Source organism: Fimbriimonas sp. LA-C6, from assembly GCF_055398105.1.
Genome location: NZ_AP038796.1, coordinates 23,080 through 43,479 on the forward strand (window position 1 = coordinate 23,080; position 20,400 = coordinate 43,479).

18 protein-coding genes are annotated in these 20,400 nt (G+C 51.3%); 8 read left to right on the forward strand and 10 right to left on the reverse strand.

Annotated elements, in window-relative coordinates:
* Positions 1–13: 13 nt before the first annotated feature.
* Genes ACZ51B_RS00105 through ACZ51B_RS00115 form a run of 3 tightly spaced genes read left to right on the forward strand, consistent with a single transcriptional unit; the run spans position 14 to position 2,776 of the window.
* On the forward strand, positions 14–598 hold the full coding sequence (locus tag ACZ51B_RS00105; protein ID WP_464295199.1) for a nucleotide exchange factor GrpE: 585 nt from the start codon (positions 14–16) through the stop codon (positions 596–598).
* On the forward strand, positions 595–1,989 hold the full coding sequence (gene glmM / locus ACZ51B_RS00110) for a phosphoglucosamine mutase (protein ID WP_464295200.1): 1,395 nt from the start codon (positions 595–597) through the stop codon (positions 1,987–1,989). Before ACZ51B_RS00105 ends, glmM begins: the two co-directional genes overlap by 4 nt.
* On the forward strand, positions 1,973–2,776 hold the full coding sequence (locus tag ACZ51B_RS00115) for a type III pantothenate kinase (protein WP_464295201.1): 804 nt from the start codon (positions 1,973–1,975) through the stop codon (positions 2,774–2,776). The genes glmM and ACZ51B_RS00115 overlap by 17 nt, the downstream gene beginning before the upstream one ends.
* On the opposite strand, the gene ACZ51B_RS00120 is transcribed toward ACZ51B_RS00115, so the two are convergent.
* From ACZ51B_RS00120 to ACZ51B_RS00140, 5 genes are read right to left on the reverse strand one after another with little or no spacing between them, the layout of a single operon-like run.
* Positions 2,700–3,584, reverse strand: coding sequence for a hypothetical protein (locus ACZ51B_RS00120; RefSeq protein ID WP_464295202.1), 885 nt, complete (start codon positions 3,582–3,584; stop codon positions 2,700–2,702). The two genes, ACZ51B_RS00115 and ACZ51B_RS00120, sit on opposite strands and share 77 nt — an antisense overlap.
* Before the next feature lie 42 nt (positions 3,585–3,626).
* Positions 3,627–4,961, reverse strand: a complete 1,335-nt coding sequence (locus ACZ51B_RS00125; protein ID WP_464295203.1) for a caspase family protein — start codon at positions 4,959–4,961, stop codon at positions 3,627–3,629.
* Positions 4,961–6,097 (reverse strand): hypothetical protein, encoded by a 1,137-nt coding sequence (locus tag ACZ51B_RS00130; RefSeq protein ID WP_464295204.1) that lies wholly within the window; start codon positions 6,095–6,097, stop codon positions 4,961–4,963. The genes ACZ51B_RS00125 and ACZ51B_RS00130 overlap by 1 nt, the downstream gene beginning before the upstream one ends.
* A gap of 37 nt (positions 6,098–6,134) precedes the next feature.
* Positions 6,135–7,115: a hypothetical protein gene (locus ACZ51B_RS00135; RefSeq protein ID WP_464295205.1), complete on the reverse strand. Its 981-nt coding sequence runs from the start codon at positions 7,113–7,115 to the stop codon at positions 6,135–6,137.
* A gap of 32 nt (positions 7,116–7,147) precedes the next feature.
* Entirely contained in the window at positions 7,148–7,954 is an 807-nt protein-coding gene (locus ACZ51B_RS00140) for an HAD family hydrolase (RefSeq protein ID WP_464295206.1), read from the reverse strand.
* An 86-nt stretch (positions 7,955–8,040) separates the two neighbouring features.
* On the opposite strand from ACZ51B_RS00140, the gene ACZ51B_RS00145 reads away from it, so the two are divergent.
* Genes ACZ51B_RS00145 through fliD form a run of 4 tightly spaced genes read left to right on the forward strand, consistent with a single transcriptional unit; the run spans position 8,041 to position 13,878 of the window.
* Complete coding sequence (locus ACZ51B_RS00145) at positions 8,041–8,484, forward strand: chemotaxis protein CheW (protein WP_464295207.1); 444 nt, start codon at positions 8,041–8,043, stop codon at positions 8,482–8,484.
* Positions 8,485–8,502: 18 nt separating this feature from the next.
* A complete protein-coding gene (locus ACZ51B_RS00150) occupies positions 8,503–10,635 on the forward strand; it encodes a chemotaxis protein CheW (protein WP_464295208.1) in 2,133 nt (710 codons plus the stop codon).
* A 4-nt stretch (positions 10,636–10,639) separates the two neighbouring features.
* Positions 10,640–11,515 (forward strand): HDOD domain-containing protein, encoded by an 876-nt coding sequence (locus ACZ51B_RS00155; protein WP_464295209.1) that lies wholly within the window; start codon positions 10,640–10,642, stop codon positions 11,513–11,515.
* 47 nt (positions 11,516–11,562) lie between these two features.
* Positions 11,563–13,878: a flagellar filament capping protein FliD gene (gene fliD / locus ACZ51B_RS00160; protein ID WP_464295210.1), complete on the forward strand. Its 2,316-nt coding sequence runs from the start codon at positions 11,563–11,565 to the stop codon at positions 13,876–13,878.
* 2 nt (positions 13,879–13,880) lie between these two features.
* Here fliD and ACZ51B_RS00165 read toward each other — a convergent pair whose 3' ends face one another.
* Both ACZ51B_RS00165 and ACZ51B_RS00170 read right to left on the reverse strand, forming a co-directional pair.
* Positions 13,881–15,053, reverse strand: a complete 1,173-nt coding sequence (locus ACZ51B_RS00165; RefSeq protein WP_464295211.1) for an ABC transporter permease — start codon at positions 15,051–15,053, stop codon at positions 13,881–13,883.
* Positions 15,050–15,808, reverse strand: a complete 759-nt coding sequence (locus ACZ51B_RS00170; RefSeq protein WP_464295212.1) for an ABC transporter ATP-binding protein — start codon at positions 15,806–15,808, stop codon at positions 15,050–15,052. Before ACZ51B_RS00170 ends, ACZ51B_RS00165 begins: the two co-directional genes overlap by 4 nt.
* A 205-nt stretch (positions 15,809–16,013) precedes the next feature.
* Between ACZ51B_RS00170 and ACZ51B_RS00175 the strand changes: the two genes are divergently transcribed.
* On the forward strand, positions 16,014–16,145 hold the full coding sequence (locus ACZ51B_RS00175) for a hypothetical protein (RefSeq protein ID WP_464295213.1): 132 nt from the start codon (positions 16,014–16,016) through the stop codon (positions 16,143–16,145).
* A 41-nt stretch (positions 16,146–16,186) separates the two neighbouring features.
* Here ACZ51B_RS00175 and msrB read toward each other — a convergent pair whose 3' ends face one another.
* The 3 genes from msrB to ACZ51B_RS00190 form a co-directional block, all read right to left on the reverse strand.
* Positions 16,187–16,585, reverse strand: a complete 399-nt coding sequence (gene msrB / locus ACZ51B_RS00180) for a peptide-methionine (R)-S-oxide reductase MsrB (RefSeq protein ID WP_464295214.1) — start codon at positions 16,583–16,585, stop codon at positions 16,187–16,189.
* 88 nt (positions 16,586–16,673) lie between these two features.
* Positions 16,674–18,644 carry a glucosidase family protein gene (locus tag ACZ51B_RS00185; RefSeq protein WP_464295215.1) on the reverse strand — a complete coding sequence of 657 codons (1,971 nt, stop codon included), beginning with the start codon at positions 18,642–18,644 and terminating at the stop codon, positions 16,674–16,676.
* 92 nt (positions 18,645–18,736) lie between these two features.
* Positions 18,737–20,341, reverse strand: a complete 1,605-nt coding sequence (locus ACZ51B_RS00190; RefSeq protein ID WP_464295216.1) for a carboxyl transferase domain-containing protein — start codon at positions 20,339–20,341, stop codon at positions 18,737–18,739.
* Between the last annotated feature and the right edge of the window lie 59 nt (positions 20,342–20,400).

A 20,400-nucleotide genomic window follows, 5' to 3' on the forward strand; every position in this document is an offset into this window, starting at 1 on the left:
AAGAGGATACAGAGTGCCAGAAGAAAGACAGGATTCTACGTTGATTGATGAAGCGATGAACAACGCCGAAGGGCTACCGAACGACGGCGATACAGTGGAATTGACTGAAGACCTGGTTGAAGAGGATATGCACGATCTTTACGATCAGATGCAGAAACTCACCGATGAACGCGACCAGTTGCAGAACCAAGTGTTACGCGCACTTGCTGACTTTCAGAATATGAAGAAGCGCCATCAGCAAGAGATCGCGCTGATCCGCCAATTCGCGACCGAAGAGTTTGTAAAGGCCCTAATCCCGGTAATTGACAACTTCGAACGCACAGTGGCCCACGCAAAAGCCGGCGGGACTGCTGAATCACTTGCAGAGGGCGTCCAAGCCGTAGAGCGTCAGTTGAAAGCTGCCCTTGAAAGTCAAAAGGTGATTCGAGTTGAATCCGTCGGACATCCTTTTGACCCCGAAGTACACGAGGCACTTGGGACGGACGAAACCGATGCTATGCCAGAGGACCACGTCACTTTCGAAATCGAAGCTGCATATAAAATGGGCAATAAGGTCATCCGACCCGCTCGCGTCCGAGTCGCGAAGAAGGGTTCTTGAGCCGTAAGCACTTCGGTACAGATGGTGTTCGTGGCGTAGCTAACAAGAAGCTGACCGCCGAATTCGCGCTCCAACTAGGTCTTGCGGTAGGAGCTTGGATTCAAGCTAACGGAAAATCTCGCCGTGTGGTAATCGGTCGAGACACCAGACGAAGTGGAAGCATGTTAGAGTCCGCACTTGCCAGCGGACTATGTTCTTACGGCGTCGATGTCGTCCTTGTGGGCGTTGCTCCGACCCCTGCTGTTGCCTTTCTGGCTCGCAAGGGAGATTTTGATTTTGGAGTCATCATCAGCGCCAGCCACAACCCAGCGCCGGACAACGGAATCAAGTTTGTCACGGACCTTGGAACGAAGTCTTCCGATGTCCTTGAGGAGGTCTGGGAAGGCCTCATGAATGACATTGCCGAAGGGCGAGTTCCAGAGCGGGGAACAGGTGACAGCGTTGGCACAATCGTCCATGATCACGAAGCTCTGCAGGCCTACTTTGACTTTCTGCTCACTATTGTCCCCGAAGGGCTCAGCGGCCTCAAAATAGCCGTAGACGGATCCAACGGCGCAGCCTATGAGATCGCCCCTGAAGTTCTCATCAAGCTTGGTGCGGAAGTGGTAGTTACGGGAGTTCGTCCCGATGGCATGAATATCAATGCAGAAGGGGGCGCTACTAAGCCTCACGTGATCCAAGCCTTTACTCTTGAAGAAGGTGCCGATGTAGGAGTTGCGTTTGACGGCGACGCTGACAGAGCAGTCTTTAGCGACGACAAAGGGCGCCTCATCAATGGAGACCGCACAATCGGTATCTGGGCAGCCCACAAGAAGTCGCTCGGAGAATTGACTCCCTCAGTAGTCGTCGGAACCATCATGAGCAACGGTGGCTTTGAAGAGTACGTTGAGAGCTTAGACATTCGACTGGAGCGCGCTCCTGTCGGGGACAAGTACGTCTCGGCAGCAATAGAAGAGACCGGTTCAATGATCGGTGGAGAACAGAGTGGGCATATCATCTTCCCATGCCACGGTCCCACTGGTGATGGGATCGCGACTGCTCTGGAGCTGTTCCGAGTATTGAAACTTCAGGGGCGCTCTAGCTCATCGTTCTATGATGACTATCAACCTTGGCCACAGGTACTTGTGAACATCGAAGTCGCAGACCGCACGACTTGGAATCAGTCCAAGGCCGTGCAGGAAGTCCTCACCGTCTCCGAAGCTATGCTTCAAGGCAGGGGCCGTCTCAACGTCCGTCCCAGCGGAACACAACCGATGCTTCGTGTGATGGTTGAAGCAGATGACTATGGCCTGCGTGATGAAGTAGCAGATTCCATTGTTCAAACACTTGAAAAGGAAGCAGGCGGCCGAGTTCATGGCCGAGTGGATTTAACCCATGCTCTTGGCGATTGATGTAGGCAATACTCACACCGTGTTCGGTGTCTCTAACGGCGACGATTGGATCGCCATCTGGAGACACCCAACCGACCCAATGGCAACAGAAGACCAACTCGCAGCATGGTTGAAAATCATGTTCGATCTGGAGTGCATTCCATTCAAGGTCTCGCAGGCTATTTGTGCTTCGGTCGCGCCAGGAATGAACGAGTCGCTAGACCGTCTGTGCGAGAGGTATTTCGGAACTCGTCTCCTTTTTCTTCGTGATGGAGCAACCGTTGACCTCGAAGTGGACTACCAGCCGAAAACTGCTGTCGGTGCAGATAGAATTGCAAATGCACTGGGCGCGCTCGATAAATATGAACCGCCTTTGATCGTGGTCGACTTTGGCACAGGCACGACCTTCGATGCCGTCGACAAGGAAGGCCGCTATGTCGGTGGTGCTATTTTGCCCGGCATTCTTGTTTCAAGCGAAGCACTGTTTAAACGAGCCGCTAAGCTTCCGAACGTAGATAACATCCCGTTTCACGCACCTGATACTGCCATTGGGAAGAACACGGTTCACTCACTTCAATCTGGAATCATGCTGGGCTATGCAGGGGCAATAGATGCCCTCGCTAACAGGATTAAGTCTGAGCTAGGTAGTTCCGCTAAGGTCGTGGCAACAGGTGGCCTGGGAAGTATGTTTTTGGGGATTTGCGAGTCGCTAGAGGAATTTGAACCGACGCTTACATTAGACGGCCTTCAGGTCGCGAATCAGCGTCTGAGAAGGTCTCACACGACATCTGCTCCATCAGGTGACTAAAAGCGAGTGTGCCGCCAAAGGTGCGCATACCCACGTAGTTCGTGCCCATGTTGAAGCGGATACCACTGACACCAGCTCTGCGAGCGTTGCGAGAGATCTTGCCCGCGAGAACCCAGTCTGGTGCATCCGCATCTGCAAGTTCATCCACTACATAGGGAGCGACTAGGCGCATCCATTTATCGATCGGCTGTAGATACAGTCGGTCAATATTAAGCACCTGGTCTTCCACGTCAGCAAGACAGATAATGTCTCTCAGGAAAGTGGAGCAGATTTTCGGCCCGAGACCGCGAATGTCAACCATTCTGAGGAACGCACTTTCAATGCGGCCGTTATGGCGAATTCCCCGAACAAGCCATTCCGTGATGCTCCCCGAGGCTGTCAGTCGAAATGCTTCCTGTGTTAACTCAGCAAGTCCTTGAATAGGTCCTCGAAAGTTAGGGTCGACTGCACGAGTACCTTCTTGGCCCACTTCCTTTAGGAAAGCGAACCAAACGTCCTCCGCTGTCGAACGCGATAGAAAGGCATCGACGGAACCCTCGGCAATAATGCTGTCCAGGGCTCGAAACGAAGCTCGCGCGTAATGAATGCGGTCTTTCCCACGTTTCCCAAACACGTAGTGACCAAAAAGGATCTTAAGACAAAAAATGGGATCGTTGACAGCTTCTTTAAGGGAAATGAGGTTGAGGCTTTGCCCAAGATCTTTCGAAATCGGCTCAATGAGGAAGTCACTCAGATAACGTGTCGAAGGCTCTCCCGACATATGCCGGAAGAGCCTGATCGCCTCTTCACTTAGTGTGTTCTCCCTCATCGCCTGTTAAACAAGCTAGACGCACACGTAAGCCTTAGTTTCTCAGAATCGTGCGTCTGCTGCGATGTTGATCAACTGGGGCAAAGTAGGTGTTTGTCTGCTCGCTCCCCCCGTGGAACCGGTGTTTCCACGCCTAATTTTGTAGAAGACTTGCCAGCCAAACTCCATGATTGGAATTCGGTTTGATCGCAGATCGCTTAATGCGGCTACAACGGCATCCGTATAAATACCTACCTGTTTTCCATTGCGAATAATCGTACTAATGGAATCATCTTGCAACGTTGCTTGAGTTTGCGCAATAGCTCCCACAAGAGGTTGTTCGGATCCAAAGTAGAAGCCGTTAACCGTCGGGCGGTTCGCTTGGTAAAACGCGAAAATGCGTGCGCCTTTGGCCATGAACATTTTGTAAAGATCGGACTTCGAGACCATTGAAGCAGTGTCGTTCGCAGACTCAGTATCGATCCCGGCTAGAAAGTCCTTGCCATTCAGATTTACGCCTGCCCCCGTGAAGTAGATGAACACGACGCCGTCTTGTGGAACTCTATCTGCGATTGCTTTAGCGCTTGCCATAATCTGGGCCGCAGTGGCATTCGTAACAAGATCGACGTTCTCTTGGGGATACCCAGCAAAACTCACAAGAGCATCTCGGACGGCTTGTGCATCCGAAGCGCCATAGGTGATTTCAGAATTCAGCTTGCTCGCTCCCTGACCAACTACCAGCGCAAACTTATTGCTGAGGGTAGGAATCATGCCTGGCTGAGTCACCACAGTAACTCCGGGTTGAGGAGCGGTCGTGCCTGGCGTGACAATTGGATTTGATACCGTGTTGCCAGGGGTTGTCTGGTTGACATTGATCGCCGCCAACTCTTCCGGCGCAACCACTTCCGTATCAACCTTCCAATCTAGCTTGCCATTCAGCTTCGCCATTTTTTCGGAAGCAGCAAGTCGTTTCTGTGTGTCCCCCAGCCGAGTGTAGATTACGTCAAGGAAGAAGTAGGTCTCTTTGCTGCTCTGATTCTTCGCCAACAGCGTTTCAAACTCAGATGCCGAAGATCTCAGTTGGTTGCCCTGCTCAGTTGTATCAGTAATGGTAAGCGCAGACCGATAGCCACTGTAGGCAGAAAGAAAATTGGGCGAGTAGGGTGAGCCGTTCCGCCACTTTCTCTGCTCGGTCGGAGGTCCAGGCAAGAGAGTTGCCGTTGCATAGTCGTCAGGTCGGTTAGCAATTGCTTGCTTAAAGGAGTCTTTCGCAAGCTGCCAGTTTCCAGACTTTGCTGCCTTAAGGCCGGCTTCATACGGCTGCATCCACGCTTGGGCGAAACTGCCGGCCGAAAAGGCCGCCAGCATCAATATCATCCATGATCGAACAGTCTTCATTACTTGAACCTATACGTTGCGCTGATTGCAAAATCGGTACCGCCACCCTCAGCTGTTGCCCAGTTTAGATCGATACCGTAGTTAGAGTTTGATGGCTTGTAGCCAATTCCGTAAGTGAACGAATTGCGTCGTCCGAAGCCATTTCCGCCAGATGGCACTGCAACATAGCCAAGTCGGACCGGGACGAAGTAATTTTCGAAAGCGTAGTTGTACTCGACTCCAAAACCAAAGGTTGTCTGCGCATCACGTGGAAAGGCAATGCTGTTGTTTGCGGAGAAGAAGTGTTGGAACTGAGCACCAAACACAGCGAAATCCTTGCCACCGCGAAGGTTGTCTCTTCTGTAAGAAGCACCAGCAATCAGTCGGGCTGGGATCTTGTCATATAGATCCGCGGTGCTTGAGTTGTTCGAGAGATTGATCTCAGTGCGATAGCTGATACCGAAACTCATATTCGGCATCTTTGCAGGAACGTACTGCGCTCCGAGAACAGCCCCGAAACCGTTTCCAGTTGAACTTACGGAGGGAAGCGTTACAGGTGCAGAGCCTGTTTCTTCGAAATCGATCTTCTGCTGGACAAAGATCAGTCCAAGACCATAGCTGGTGGTTTGGGAAGAGTTCGTTCGCCCATAGGCCACCGTATAGTAGTCCGCTCTCGCTTCCAGCGTTCGCTGATAGTTGTTGATGGTCACAGAGCCATCTGGCAGGCCACTTGCCGGTCCTGTGGCGATGTCTCGAACATATCCGCCAAGAGTGTAGGAGAAGGCTAGTGTGCCTTGCCCACCTTTCTGAAGGTCTTTCAGTGGAACAGCATAACCAAGGTGGCTGATCACTGAACTCCCCTTGGATGGGTTCGTCGAGAATCGTGGATCGGTTCGAGTACCTGTGATGCTGGATCGAGACTCAGGAAGGTTTCGATAAGCGATGGCAACAGTTCTGGAGTCGATGTATCCAAGTCCCGCTGGGTTATAAAAAGATGACAATGTGTCGGCGTTCGTTACGTTGAGCGAGCCGCCTTGCCCCATCGATCGTCCACCTGCGTCCAGTGCATTGAGCAGGTCTGGAACTTGAGTATATGACGTCACGGTGAGCAGTGCTCCTCCTGCAACGATAAATCCGACTTTAAATGCGATTGCCATACTTTGCTTTTCCTGTATTCCCTCTATATAAATCTGTTTATCGGGTGAAGTTAATCAGAACTTCTTGGGGGACCGCGGAGTTCCCAGCACGGTCGATTGCAGACACGACGATCTTAAACGTACTAGGCAAGCGTCCAGCTCGATAAGTGATACGGCCTGTCCACCTAAGCGTGTTGGACCCAGTAGAGCGAGCAGACACGAGTGTGGCCCGTCCCAACTGAACCCCATCAGTTCGCTTATAGATCACATCAACGCCCGTCTTATCGACGCTTGAACTCGACGCATCCTGTATATCAACAATCACAGTGATCGTTTGATTCGAGACCAGCTTCGTATCTGACCGCGGATAAACCAGCGTCAAAATCGGCTTGACTCGATCGAGGGTCACATGAATTGTCTGCGAAGCAGTGTTGCCAGCTTTGTCTCGAACATTGATCGTAATGGTTTGATCACCGTCATTCTGGACGTTTGTCGTGTCCCAATCGACGCTAACAAAGTTCGTCGTTCCAGAGTTTCCAGGTAGGTCTTGCCCGTTGACTTGCACGGTCCAATCCTTGATGTTCGCTTCTTTGATCGTTGCCCGAATAGGAACTATGCCCCTAACGAAGGTCGTATTGACCGGGCTAATCTCTAGAAACTTAGGTGCAACCAGATCAACCTTGACGTTAATGGCCGTGTCAGGGTACGTGGCTCCTTCCTCAGTAGCCTTAACTGTGATTGTAAAATCGCCCTCGGTGAAGTTATTCCCGAAGTTGAGCGAAAGACTGCCAGAAATGGTCCCACTGGAGTCAGGATCGAAATCTTGAGGAGTGATTGTAGTAACTGTTCCACCTGCGTTTGAAACGACCGCGCTTACAGATACCTTCTTTACCGCACTCTTAATAATGAACTTAATCGTGTTCGATTTTCCGAGGAAGTCTCCACTCGACGGAGAAGTCACGGTCAATGTTCCGGCCATTGACACCGCTGCAAGCATCATGCTGCAGATGACGATCAGTGCTCTCCGAAGTAAGTACATCGTATTTTTCACCTAGGAAACCAAATCCACCGCTATTCTTGCCTATTTGTGCAGATGTAGTCAATGAACCATGCCGCGCCGCCATCATCGTTCGATGGAGCCAAGATGGTTGCAACTGCCTTGAGTTCTTCGTGGGCGTTCGCCACCGCCCCACCTACTTCTGCCCATTGGACCATCTCAACATCGTTCAAATAGTCCCCAATGGCGGCTGTTTCCTCTTGTTTGATGTTGAGATGATTGGCCAAGAACTGCAACGCCGTACCCTTGCTGACGGAACCTTCAAGAATTTCGAGAAATTCTGGCTCGGATTCAGTCATGCGGATGTCAATTTCTGTGAGAAGTTCAGACAGGTTCTTTCGGTGCAACGGAATTTTCTCTGGATCATCAACCACAAGAATCTTAAACAATGGTTCATGTTCGAGGGCTTTCACAGACTTGACCTCGGGACGAAGTTGGGCGGTTCTGCTCACATAGGTTCGGCCATACGGCGTATCAGTGAGGAAGTGCATCTCAGTTAGGGTGTAAACACTCACATGAACGCCCTGATCGATAGCGTATTTGCCAACGATCTCGAGTGCTTTCTTGGGAACCGGCCGACTCCGAAGAACCTTCTTGTTCTCATCGAGGATCAGTGCGCCGTTGCAACAGATAATGGGGCCCCGTGTGCCTATTTTCTCAACGTGCGGCCACATGGTTGTAGATAGGCGGCCACTCGCCGGAACAACGCACAGACCAAGTTCCGTTGCTCTGGCGACAGCAGCCTGGGTATCCGAGTGCGGAACTCTGCCAGTAGTAAGCGTAGTTCCGTCCAAATCGATGGTGATAAGTCTAATTGCCATAGTTTCTATTTACAAGTTTGAAGATGACGTGAGGAAACGGCTTCGTGCTGCCAAACATACCAGTAGCAAGTCTTGGAGGTCAGGTCATGTCATCAGTCGCTACACAAGGTTCAGAAGAACAGATGGTTGTCTTCCGACTCGATTCGGAAAACTACGGAATTAATATCTTTCGCGTCAACGAAATCATTCGTCTCAGAGAAATCACACCTATTCCTCAAACGGAAGCACACATCCGCGGGTTGGTAAACCTGCGCGGAAAGACGATTCCCGTGGTGGATCTCAGAGCTCGTTTCTGCCTACCAGCAGCCAACGATACAGACACCACCCGAATCATTGTGGTCGAAAGTGAGCAAGGCAATGTTGGAATCGTCGTAGACGAAGTCTGCGAAGTCCTTAGTGTTACAGAGGAATCCACTGAGAAGACGCCAACGCTTGTAACGAATATGTCAACCGAATTTGTTCGCGGTGTCGCAAAGCAGAACGATCGATTGATCACGTTACTTGATCTCGACAAAGCACTGGTTGCTTAAACAAAAGGAGTTTAAAGAATGAGTTCTGACCTGGATATGACACAGTATCTCGATCTCTTCCTCCAAGAGGCGGAAGAGCAACTCGAGATTCTCGAACAAGAGACGATCCGCTTGGAGGAAGATCCGTCTACGGATCGAATGAGCGCGATCTTCCGAGCTGCACACACCCTCAAGGGTAGCAGCCGTGCAATGGGCTTCTCCAATCTCGCAGGCGTCACGCACGAGATGGAAAATATGTTGGACGCCCTACGCGGCGGACACCTGGCGCTCAACACTGAGATTGCAAATGCGCTTCTTAAGTGCCAAGACACCCTGCGAGACATGAAGGATGCAATTACCAACGGTCAAGGCGACGCGATCGACGCAACCCTTCTTGTCCAGCATCTGCAAGCGCTACAGAATGGCGCTTCGGCACCAAAGGTTGTGGATGGCCAAACAGTTGAAGTAACGGAAGAATCTTCACCTCTCCTTCCCGCAAACGTTTTAGATGCACTTGATATCGCATCCGGGCAAAAGCCTGTCTATCACGCCAATTTCAATCTAAGACCGGATTGTGTCATGAAGTTTGTTCGCGCGTTTATGGCGATCAACCTCATTCAAGACGGCGGCGAACTTCTCGCTTGCGTACCGGATACCGAGACGCTTGAGGAAGAGAAATTCGATCTTCAGTTTGATCTATGGTTCCATCACACCGATGGACCTGCTGTCATGAAGACTAAGTTTGCAGGAATTGCGGAAATCGACTCCTACGATATCTTCACGTATAAACCGCAAGATCATGCTCAGGCAACTAAAGCTCCGGTAACTGAGACCGCAACTTCGCCGCAGGCCGCAGAAGAAGATGATGGGGACAAGGAAGTTACCGCAGAGGTCACTCCAACGAAGGCACCTGTAGCACCTGCACCCGCGGCTCCGCAAACTCCGACGCCAACGGCAGCACCAACCGGAAAGAAGATTGAATCCAACCAAACTGTCCGTGTTGACGTAGCACGTCTCGATGAACTCATGAACCTCGTTGGTGAGCTAGTCATCGATCGAACTCGAATCGCGCAGATTGGGGCAGTATTGGCATCTCGGTATGAGATGGACTCAAATATTGAAGCTCTAGCCGAAACGGTCGGCCACATCACTCGAATTACGAGCGATCTCCAAGACCAGTTGATGAAGGCAAGAATGCTCCCTATTGAGACGGTGTTCAACCGATTCCCTCGAATGATTCGAGATCTTGCTCAGAAGCTGAACAAAGAAGTCAAGCTCGAACTCGTCGGTGGAGAAACAGAACTTGATCGAAGCGTCATCGAAGTTATCGGCGATCCATTGCTTCACATCCTTCGAAACTCGATCGATCACGGCATCGAAATGCCCGATGCTCGCGAAAAACTAGGGAAGCCTCGAGTTGGAAAGGTCGTTGTCAGTGCACGCCACCAAGAGAACCACATCGTCATTGAGATCATCGATGACGGCGCCGGTATCGATGCGGCACGTGTGAAGAAAAAGGCTCTTGAGTCAGGCGTCATCACGCAAGACCAGGCTGACCGCATGTCCGAGAAGGACGCGCTCCAACTCATTTTCGCCAGCGGCCTCAGCACCGCAGCAGAAGTCACAGAAGTGAGCGGTCGTGGTGTAGGAATGGACATTGTTCGATCCAACATCCACAAACTTGGAGGCCTGATCGATCTCGAAACAACACTGGGAGAGGGAAGTCGCTTCCAACTCCGGCTACCTCTAACACTGGCCATCATTCGAGGCCTGCTTGTTCGAGTAAGTGGGGTTGCTTACGTTCTGCCTCTGGGTTCCGTTGTGGAGACCTTGTTGGTGGAGGAAGACCAGATCCAGACGATTAACCAGAACGAAGTGATCGTGATTCGTGGAATGACGACGCCACTAGTAAGACTGCGCAAGATCTTCACAACGAGAAACTTCGTTGAAGAAGAGCAAAGCAGCGGGTTCTACGTCGTCATCGTCGGATTGGCTGACCAGCGCGTGGGCTTGGTTGTAGACAGTCTCATTGGCGAACAAGAGGTTGTCATCAAGTCGTTGAACCGTTTCTGTGGAGATGTCCGCGGAATCAGCGGTGCAACCATTCTCGGAAATGGAAATGTCGCTCTGATCGTCGATGTGAACGGCGTCCTCGCACTGGAGCGCAGGTAAAGAAATGTCCCAATTTGGCTCGAATAGTTTTATAACCCGTAGTATTGAAAAATCGCTCAAACAGCTTCCGGCACTGCCGGATGCTGTCATGAAAGTCGTCGACGAGACGAACAAAAGTGAACCAAGCGCAGCAAGGGTTGAGGAGCATCTCTCAAGCGACCAAGCACTGACATCTAAGGTGCTTAAAGTCGTAAACTCTGCTTATTACGGGTTGTCGGGCCAAGTTGCCAGTGTGGGACAAGCGATTGTGATCCTCGGGATGCAACAAGTCAGGAACTTGGTGCTAAGCGTTGGATCTGTGTCAGTGTTCGAAGCCAGCACGCCGCGTCAACAAGAAACGCTCAAGTCGTTCTGGCTTCACGCCTTCGCCACAGCATCGGCAACTCAGGTTCTTTCCCAAACCAAGAACATTCACCCGAAGACGGCAGAAGTCATGTTCGTCGGAGGTCTGCTGCATGACATTGGAAGACTTTTCCTCTTCTCAAACTTCACTGCTGCTTACGACCAAGTGATTGCAAGAGCAGCCAAGCAGAACATGTCCGTCGAAGAGTGCGAACGTGCAATTTTGGGGATGGACCATGCTGAAGTAGGTCGGCTCATGGCAGAAAACTGGAAGCTCCCACAGGTGCTAATCGACATGATTGGCAATCATGAAGGTCCATTTTCTGGCGACGAGCAACATAGCATCTATGCAGTACACGTTTCGGATGCGGTGACCAAGTATCTCTACTATCAGCCACCGGTCGTATTTCCGATCGGAATCGATCCGATTGCTCTAGATTGGTTGGGCATGGATCAAGAAAAGTACGACGAGTTTGCAGTTGCCGTAGCCGAAAAGACGGAAGAGGCTTCCGCGCTATATGGCTTGATGGCCGCCTGATAAAGTTTTTCTATTTTTTGCCAACAATTGGGTTTGGAGGGTTATAGATGAGCATATCAAGCAGCCTCGGCACAACACTTACAGGTAGTAATACTGGGAACCAGTCCGGTATCACTTTTGGTGGTTTGAGTAGCGGTATCGACACGAGTTCGATCATTGATAAGCTCATTCAGGTTGAGGCAATACCGCTTCAGACCATTCAGAAAAGTCAGCAAACCATTGCAACTAAGCAAGCAGTTTACGCCCAGCTAAGCAGCCAGATGAGCAGCTTAGCTCAGGCAGCTGGCACTCTCAATACCTCCACGGCTTTTAATGTCGTAGCAGCTTCCTCTTCCGATTCAAGTGTAGCGACCGTAGCGAGCACTGCAGGTGCGATTGCCGGAAACTACAGCTTAGTGGTTAACAGTCTCGCACAAGCGCAGAAAGTTGCTACTTCACCCCAGACAAACACCACCGATGCGATGGGCCTGACAGGAACCGCAGTCATTAACGGAAAGGCCCTCCAAATCAATGCTTCGGATTCAATTACCAACATCGCAAGCAAGATCAACTCTCTCCAGTCCGGTGTGATCGCGAGCTTAATTGACGGCGGGGCAGGAAAGGCCTATTTAACGCTGACATCCACTACCTCAGGAGCATCAAACAAGATCCAAATGGCGGATGTTTCTGGAGGAGCTCTTGGTTCACTAGGCCTCGTTACGGGAGCCGACGCGATCGCGAAGCCGATCACAAATGGTGCGACGAGCTTCGCCTTTTCAAGCACTTCAACATCGATTCAGTCAATGTTGAGTGGGACTGGAATGAGCTCCGGAACCTTTACAATCAACGGAACAAGCGTAACGGTTGACCCAACAACGGACACGTTGCAGAACGTGGCCGACAAGATCAACTCCGCTGGGATTACGGGAGTTACAGCCACAGTTCGATCGACCGTTTCATCCTCGGGCACCACCTCATATAACCTGGACATTACAGGCGCAAGCACTCCGACCCTGGTTGACGGAGGAGGAATTCTCTCCTCGCTTGGAGTGGTACAGAAAGCAGCAGGAAATCAGCTCATTGCGGGTCAAGATGCCAGCTACTCTCTCGATAATGTGGCACTCACAAGTTCGTCGAACACTGTTACGACAGCAATTCCAGGCATCACGTTGAATCTGCTCAAGGTAAGTACAACAAGCCCAGCTGTGGTTCCAACGACGCTTTCCGTTACGACAGATACTTCGACTGTAGCAAAGAATATTAATGCCTTTGCCACGGCATATAACAACATCATCGGATACATCTCTCAGAACAGTACGCTCGATACAAAGACCTACTCAAGCGGCCCCCTGCTTGGAGACAACATTGCAAACCAAGTCCAGAGTAGTTTGAGCCACATGCTCTTCAACAATGTTCCAGGTGCAACCAAATATAACAACCTAGCGGCAATCGGTTTTTCGCTTGGCACCGATGGGAAGATCACTGTCGACAACACGGTTTTGAACGCGGCCATTTCAGCGTCACCAACAGATGTTGCAGCACTGTTTAAGTCAACGGGGTCCTCCACATCAAACAATCTCTCGTACGTGTCCTCCACAAGCGCCACCAAGTCCTCAGGAACGGGAAGCTATGCAGTAGTAATCAACCAAGCAGCAACGACACAGAGCTTCGTTGCAGGTACTGCTCAAACAGGACCAAGCACCACCAGCGAAAAACTGACCTTCACAGGTGGACTCTTTGCCTCCTCTTCTTACAGTCTAAATCTTGATGTAGGCAGTACGCCGACATCGATTGTCAATAAGATCAACAGCGATGCAAAGCTAAAAGACGTGATGTTCGCAAGCCTTAGCGGTGGCAAGCTGAGAATCGACAGTAAACGTTACGGAAGCAGTGGCAACTTCACTGTCGTGAGCAATCAGATGTCATCCTCGACCAACAGCGGAATTGGTGTGGGTGGTGAGGGAACAAGTGTTGCAGGACTCGATGTTTCAGGCACCATCGGTGGCGAGCCAGCAACCGGCCAGGGTCGATTCTTAACAGGTAACGACAACAATGCCAATACTGCAGGACTCCAGATTCAGGTCAGTGCCACATCAGCCGGTTCTGTTGGAAGTCTCCAGTTTAGTGTCGGAATGGGTGCTCAGGTGAATAACATGCTGAGCGGATTCACGGACAAGATTAACGGCCTGATGACGACCGTTAATAAGTCGTTACAAACCCAACTTGATGACTTACAAAAGCAGTCAGATACCCTGAACGCCAAGCTTGTGACTCGGCGCCAGGAACTGAAAACGACGTTTGCCAACATGGAATCGGCAATGGCTACTTACCAACAGCAGGGCCAGCGACTCACAGCGATGCTATCAAGTAGCAACAACGGATAGCGTTAGACTCTGACGAGGACCTGTTCTCTCTTAAATAGATAGATGGCAACCTGCAGCGCCACTGCTGCAAGAACGGTACTAAGGCCTACCGTGATAAGCACTGGAGCCAGTTGTGCCTTCCCGAGTAGCGCCATCCGGATTCCATTTGCCGTATTCAAGATTGGAATAAAGTTGATCCAAAGCTGCTGGCCATAATCCGTGAATCCAATAACTTGGCTGAACACCGCTGGAATGATCACCACTAAGTTCAGCAACCCGAGATAAGTCTGAGCTTCTCGCATGTTCCTTGCATAGGAACTAACCGCCACCAAAGTGCTCGCAAAGAAGGCAACAAGCGGCAAAAGCATCACTAAGATTAAAAGAACGGCTTTGAGCGTAATCCCGAGGCCCGTACTGAACATGATCTCCGAGCCGGGCAACTTAAAGGTAGACGACAATACGAGCCCCAGGAGCGCGTTTAAGCTGCTTGCAAGGCAAACCAGGCTCAGAGCGAAGAACTTACCCAACACCACCTGCAACCGCTTCACAGGAGCAATCAGCAGAGTCTCCAGAGTGTTCTTTTCCTTCTCCCCGGCCACCATGTCAGAGGCAATGCTGAAACCACCCGTGAACGCAAAGAGAACAATCATGTAAGGAAGAAACCCTACGATGAACCCGTTGGCCCCAGGCCCTTCTCCAACCTTTACAGGCTGGTCCTTAAAGTCAATCAGTTTCAAAACCGACAGATCAAGGTTGGCTTGCATCAAAACAGCTCCAACCCTGGCCTGAATAGCAGGAGCAAAGGCTTGGATGAACTGGGACTTTACGATTGTGGACTTCTGTTCCTTCTCGTCGTATCGTAGCGTGATCGTTTCTTGACCACTGGCATTCGCTTTATCCGGAAACTCGGCAAGAAGCTGGGCCTTGCCATCTTTGATCAACTGGACACCCGTAGCCTCGTCAGCGACCTCCACAACGTCAAACTTCTTTCTAACTTCGTTGACCAACGGGTTGGACGTCTTGACTATGTGGACCTTTTGCTTCTTGTTCTCAGACAAGCTCGAACTAATGAACCCAAATAGGCTCATCATGAGCATGATCACGAAAATTGGCATGATGAACACGCCGGACCTTACTCGCTTGTCGCGGATCATTTCCCGCATTTCCTTCCGGAAGACTTCGTAAATGGGGTTCATGCTGAGTCCTTCTTCCAAGTTGATTCGAACTTGACGAGTTTGAGAAACGCCTGCTCAAGAGTGACTTGTCCTGTGGACTCTTTGAGTTCCTTTACAGTGCCATTACCCATTAGCTGCCCATCATGGATCACAGCAATCTCATCACAGAGCCGCTCCACTTCACTCATGATGTGCGTAGAGAAGATCACGGTTTTTCCCCGATCTCTGGCCTCCTCAATAAATTCCATGACCGTCTGACTAGAGACCACGTCGAGCCCAGCGGTCGGCTCGTCAAAGAATAGAACTTGGGGGTCGTGAAGAATGGTCCGAGCGATACTCACACGCTGCTTCTGACCAGTAGAGAGCTTGTCGCAAAGTCGTCCTGCAAACTCACCAATCTGTAGCTTATCTATGACCTCATCGATCTTCTTCTTCCTATCTACGGTCTGTAGTCCATACAATCGGCCGAAATAGTCAATCATCTCAAACGCCGTGAGCCTGCCATACAGCGCAGTAGAGGTGCTGAGAAAACCAATGTTCGCCCGAACCTTCTCCGGTTCATTCACTACATCGAATCCTGCAACCTCTGCACTCCCACCTGTTGGGGATATGACGGTAGAGAGCATTCTCAAAGTAGTGGTCTTACCAGCGCCATTCACTCCTAGTAATCCAAAGATCTTCCCAGGGCGAGCCTCAAAGCTCACGCCATCAACAGCTTTGACGACACCCATTTTTGGGTCTTTAAAATGCTTCGCTAGCTCGCGAGTACGCACCATTGCGTGTAGTGTATCGCGTTTACTCCCAGCTTTGGGATCACACCATGCCCAATTACTCACCAGAATTGCCTGTCTAATTCTCTGAGTATCGACATTTGTTGAACAAGATGTCTTTGCTCAGAGGGATCTGACGTAGACTCAAGTGTGGCCACAACCACGACACGGTCCGAAAGGTTTCTGATCGAGATGCCTTCAAGAGAAATTCATGGGTGACCGAAAACCGAAAAAGAACTCGTCAGGCAATGCCGACGCGCAAAAAGCAAAAGAAGCAAAGAACATCGCAAGCCGCGATGCAGCCAGACCAAAGGGATTGGACAAACCCAAAGACAAAAAGTAGTTTCGTAGTGTGGAGAGCCCGTTCTCTCCACACTCTTCACTTCACTCTTTACTTTTGAATCCTAAGCTAAGCGAGTTAATACAATAGCGCATGCCTGTAGGCATATGGGGAGCATCTTCAAACACGTGCCCCAGGTGACCGCCGCAAGCTTTGCAAACAACTTCCATCCGCACCATTCCGTGGGTTGTGTCAAGGATCTCCTCAACTTTATCCTTATCTAAAGCATCGTAGAAACTTGGCCAGCCGCACCGGGAATCAAACTTCTCGGTAGAACGAAACAGCTCTGAGCCGCATCCTGCACAAACATAAATTCCATCCTCTTTGTGGTCCCAGAACTCACCGGTGAAGGCCCGCTCCGTACCCTTATTGCGCAAAACGTGGAACTGCTCCTCTGTTAGGATCGACCGCCACTCTTGCTCGGATTTTTCTACTTGTCTCATACCATCGCTGTTCTACGCACAATCTTACAACGTGTTCGAGAGGACCTATCCTCGACGCTGTTACCGCCGGCAGGCACACTAGCGGAGCCTATCTCGAAAGACGAACCTCAATTGGCCCCGCCGAACCTTTGGCGATGACCTTCTTCCCAGATAGAACCTGAACCTGGACTGCTTTTCCACGGCGGCTCACTACAACATCCAAAACCGCGCCAGAGGTATGCAAGCCCCGCAAAGCCATGCGAGACCAGTTGGCCGGAAGTCGAGGGTTCAATACAAACGAATGAAGCCCAGTGGGCCGGTACCCAAACATCCCTTCCATGTAAATCCGCCCGTAAAGAGCACTCTCTGCCGACAAATGCCGCTGACCGCCCTCGGGGTATGCCTCGACCGGATAGGGAACATGCTCGGAAAGATGCCGCCGAGTTGAATACTGCTTCAAGTAATGAAGAGCCCGCTCGGTATCCCCAGCGGCAAATGCGCCACGTAAAGCATATAGAGTCGAGCGATCCCAGAAATCTGGCTTTCCAGCTTCAGTTGCAAGGCCGTCAATCGTCCAAAGCTTCGGAGAGAACAAAGCGTCCAGCGTCCCCTTGGCGCGGTCCTCGATGCCCATCGCGAGTGGCAAACAGATCCATGCCCGAAGAGTCGTGTTCTCTGCAAAGTATCGATAGGTCTCAAACCCTTCAACCGAAACTCCAAAGAACCGATTGATAGCGGACTTCAACTTCTCGGCACGTTTGGCATAGCCAGGATTAGGCTTATCCAGTTCCTTACTGAGCCATTCGGCAGATAGCAGAGCATCATACGCCAAGCATGCAGTCGAAAGGTTTGCTTGGCCAGCAGGGAAGCGGCCTTCAAGCTCATCCGAATCGCTGTCGATCACTCCATCTGAGTTCAGTTTTCGGTTGCAGAACTCCAAGCACCACTCAATCAAAGGCCAGAGTTCCTCAGCCTTCTCTCTATCCCCGCAGGACATCGCATACCGGGCTGCTCCATGCGCAATCATCGCCGCGTCACCTCGGTCCCCAGCCCCATGCCAAGTATCAACACCCTCTGCAATGATTGACGATGGGATGGGCTTGTACTCTGGGTTCATAAATCGAGCGTAATGCCGATAGCAGTTGATGCCCGACTCCTCGCCGTTCTTATCACCAAGATAGGCAAAATACGGACTCGCATACTCCGCCTGGTCGTTAGCCCAGAGCGCCGCATAGTAGCTACCGCCCCCTGGTCCATGCATCAACCCGCCTTTGGTGGCGTAAATGCTCTCAGCTGCTCGAATCTTGGAAAATCGAAAAGCCGAGTTCAGTACGGGATCTGGGGTTTCCAGGACGCAAACTTTCCACAGAGAGTCAATGTAGGCAACCCTGTCCTTTAGTTCAGCATCAATATTTACTGAAGGAACAGGTGCAGCCACCGCCGCCGCCTTGAAGACCAAACAGAACTCATGAGAAGCGCCTGGCGCCAAAGTCTTCTCCCCATCACCCTGTGCCTGGCATTCAATGTGGAATGGGCCATCCACGTTCTTCTTAGGATCGGTCGTGTACGAAGTTCCAAAAGGTGAAACAGAAAGCGATGCAGCCTTAGCACCCCGATTCGTAATCTTCACCTTCTCAAGCAACGCAGGCAAGGTGCGCGAAGGGAACAGCGTGCGAGTGATCTCTAACGGTCCAGATCTGCTTACAATCGTCAAAAGCCCACGTTGCTGGAAGCTCTTCGGTTTCTCCGAAGCCAGAGGTTGCCCATCAAAGGTAATCCGTGGAAAAGCCTCCAATGCGAAATCGTGGGACAGACTCGCATGCGTGTTGTTCGGCACAGTCCGCAACATCGGCCAAACAACGTGCCGAGTTAGTTTCAAATTGCCAGTAGCATCCACTCCATACCGAACAATGGCAGACACCTTCAGACCGCTCATCTCAACATGGTCTTCGTGAGGGTTTGATCCCCTTACCTTCCACTCAATCGAGTGATCGGAACGTATCGTCCAACGCGTCGAATCCAAAAGCGAAGAGGTCATATCGGCAGAGAACAGCAGCGTCCCCAAGATCAATCCAAGCATTGTAAATCAGATTACAACGGTTAACTCTTGGGGACTGTTTAAATGAAAATAATTACAGAACAGTTGAAAACCTGCCTTATCGTCCAACCACGTTACATGCGGAACATGCTGAATCCAGCAGGCTGGGCCGGCGCATTCTGAGATGCCTCGATTCCTAACGCAAGAATCCGACGCGTATCTACCGGATCAATAATCCCGTCGTCCCACAGTCGGGCAGTTGAGAAGTAGCTGGACGACTCAGTAGCGTACTGGGCAAGAGTAGGTGCTCGAAAGGCATCCTGCTGTTCCTGGCTCATCGTTTCTCCCTTAAGGGCCAACTGGTCCATCTTCACGGTCAGCAGAACATTAGATGCCTGTTCGCCTCCCATGATGGAGATCTTCGCATTCGGCCACATCCACAATTGACGAGGACCGAAAGCTCGTCCACACATTCCGTAGTTACCCGCGCCATAGCTGCCGCCTACAATGACCGTAAACTTGGGGACGGACGCTGTGCTAACAGCAGTAACGAGCTTCGCGCCATTTTTGGCAATGCCTTCGTTTTCATACTTGCGCCCCACCATGAAGCCTGTGATGTTCTGCAAGAACACAAGCGGAATCCCTCGCTGGCAACAAAGCTCAATGAAGTGAGCTCCCTTCAAAGAGGACTCGCTAAACAAGATCCCATCGTTTGCAATGATTCCAGCAAGCTGACCATGAAACCGTGCAAATCCACAAACGAGAGTTGTGCCATATCGAGCTTTAAACTCCTGGAACCGAGACCCGTCCACTATTCGGGCGATGACCTCGCGAATGTTCATCGGATGCTTGGTGTCGCTTGGGACGAGCGAATACAGTTCACTCGGATCGTAAAGAGGTTCTTCTGGTTCGGCAGCCTCCGGCTTAACAGGCTTCTGGCCGAGCGACTCTAGGATGTTCCTCACAATCTCAAGGGCATGTCCATCATCATCGGCTAGGTGGTCGGCAACACCGCTCAAACGTGTGTGAACATCTGCACCGCCGAGGTCTTCTGCGTTCACAACCTCGCCCGTGGCGGCCTTGACGAGAGGTGGACCTCCGAGGAAGATGGTTCCTTGGTTCCGCACTATCACGGTCTCGTCGCTCATTGCAGGAACGTAAGCGCCTCCCGCAGTGCAGGACCCCAAAACGGCTGCAATCTGCGGAATACCCTTGCTCGACATTTGAGCCTGGTTATAAAAGATTCGACCAAAATGTTCGCGGTCAGGGAAGACATCACTCTGCAAATGAAGAAAGGCGCCGCCACTGTCAACGAGATAGATGCAAGGCAGACGGTTCTCAAGGGCAATTTCTTGTGCTCGAAGGTGCTTCTTTACAGTGAGAGGGAAGTACGTGCCGCCCTTTACTGTGGCGTCATTCGCGATCACAACACACTCGCGACCATGAACGCGCCCAATGCCGGTAACGATCCCCGCGCCAGGAGCTTCGTTGTCATACATGCCATTAGCGGCTAACGTGCTGAACTCAAGCCAAGGAGACCCTGGATCGATCACCCCATCCACTCGCTCTCGGGCGAGAAGCTTGCCGCGCTTCTTGTGTCTCGCAACGGCCTGTTCACCGCCACCAGCCAATGCTTCGTCCGTTTTCGCCCTAAATTCAGCCATCACGGCATCCATTGCCGTGCGATTGGCTCGGTGCTCATCGTCGTTGAGATTCACCTGCGAGTCCATTACTTCCATTGCTCTGCCATGTTACCGACCAATTGCGGTGGGAAGCAGTAGGTTAAGCGTCGATTATT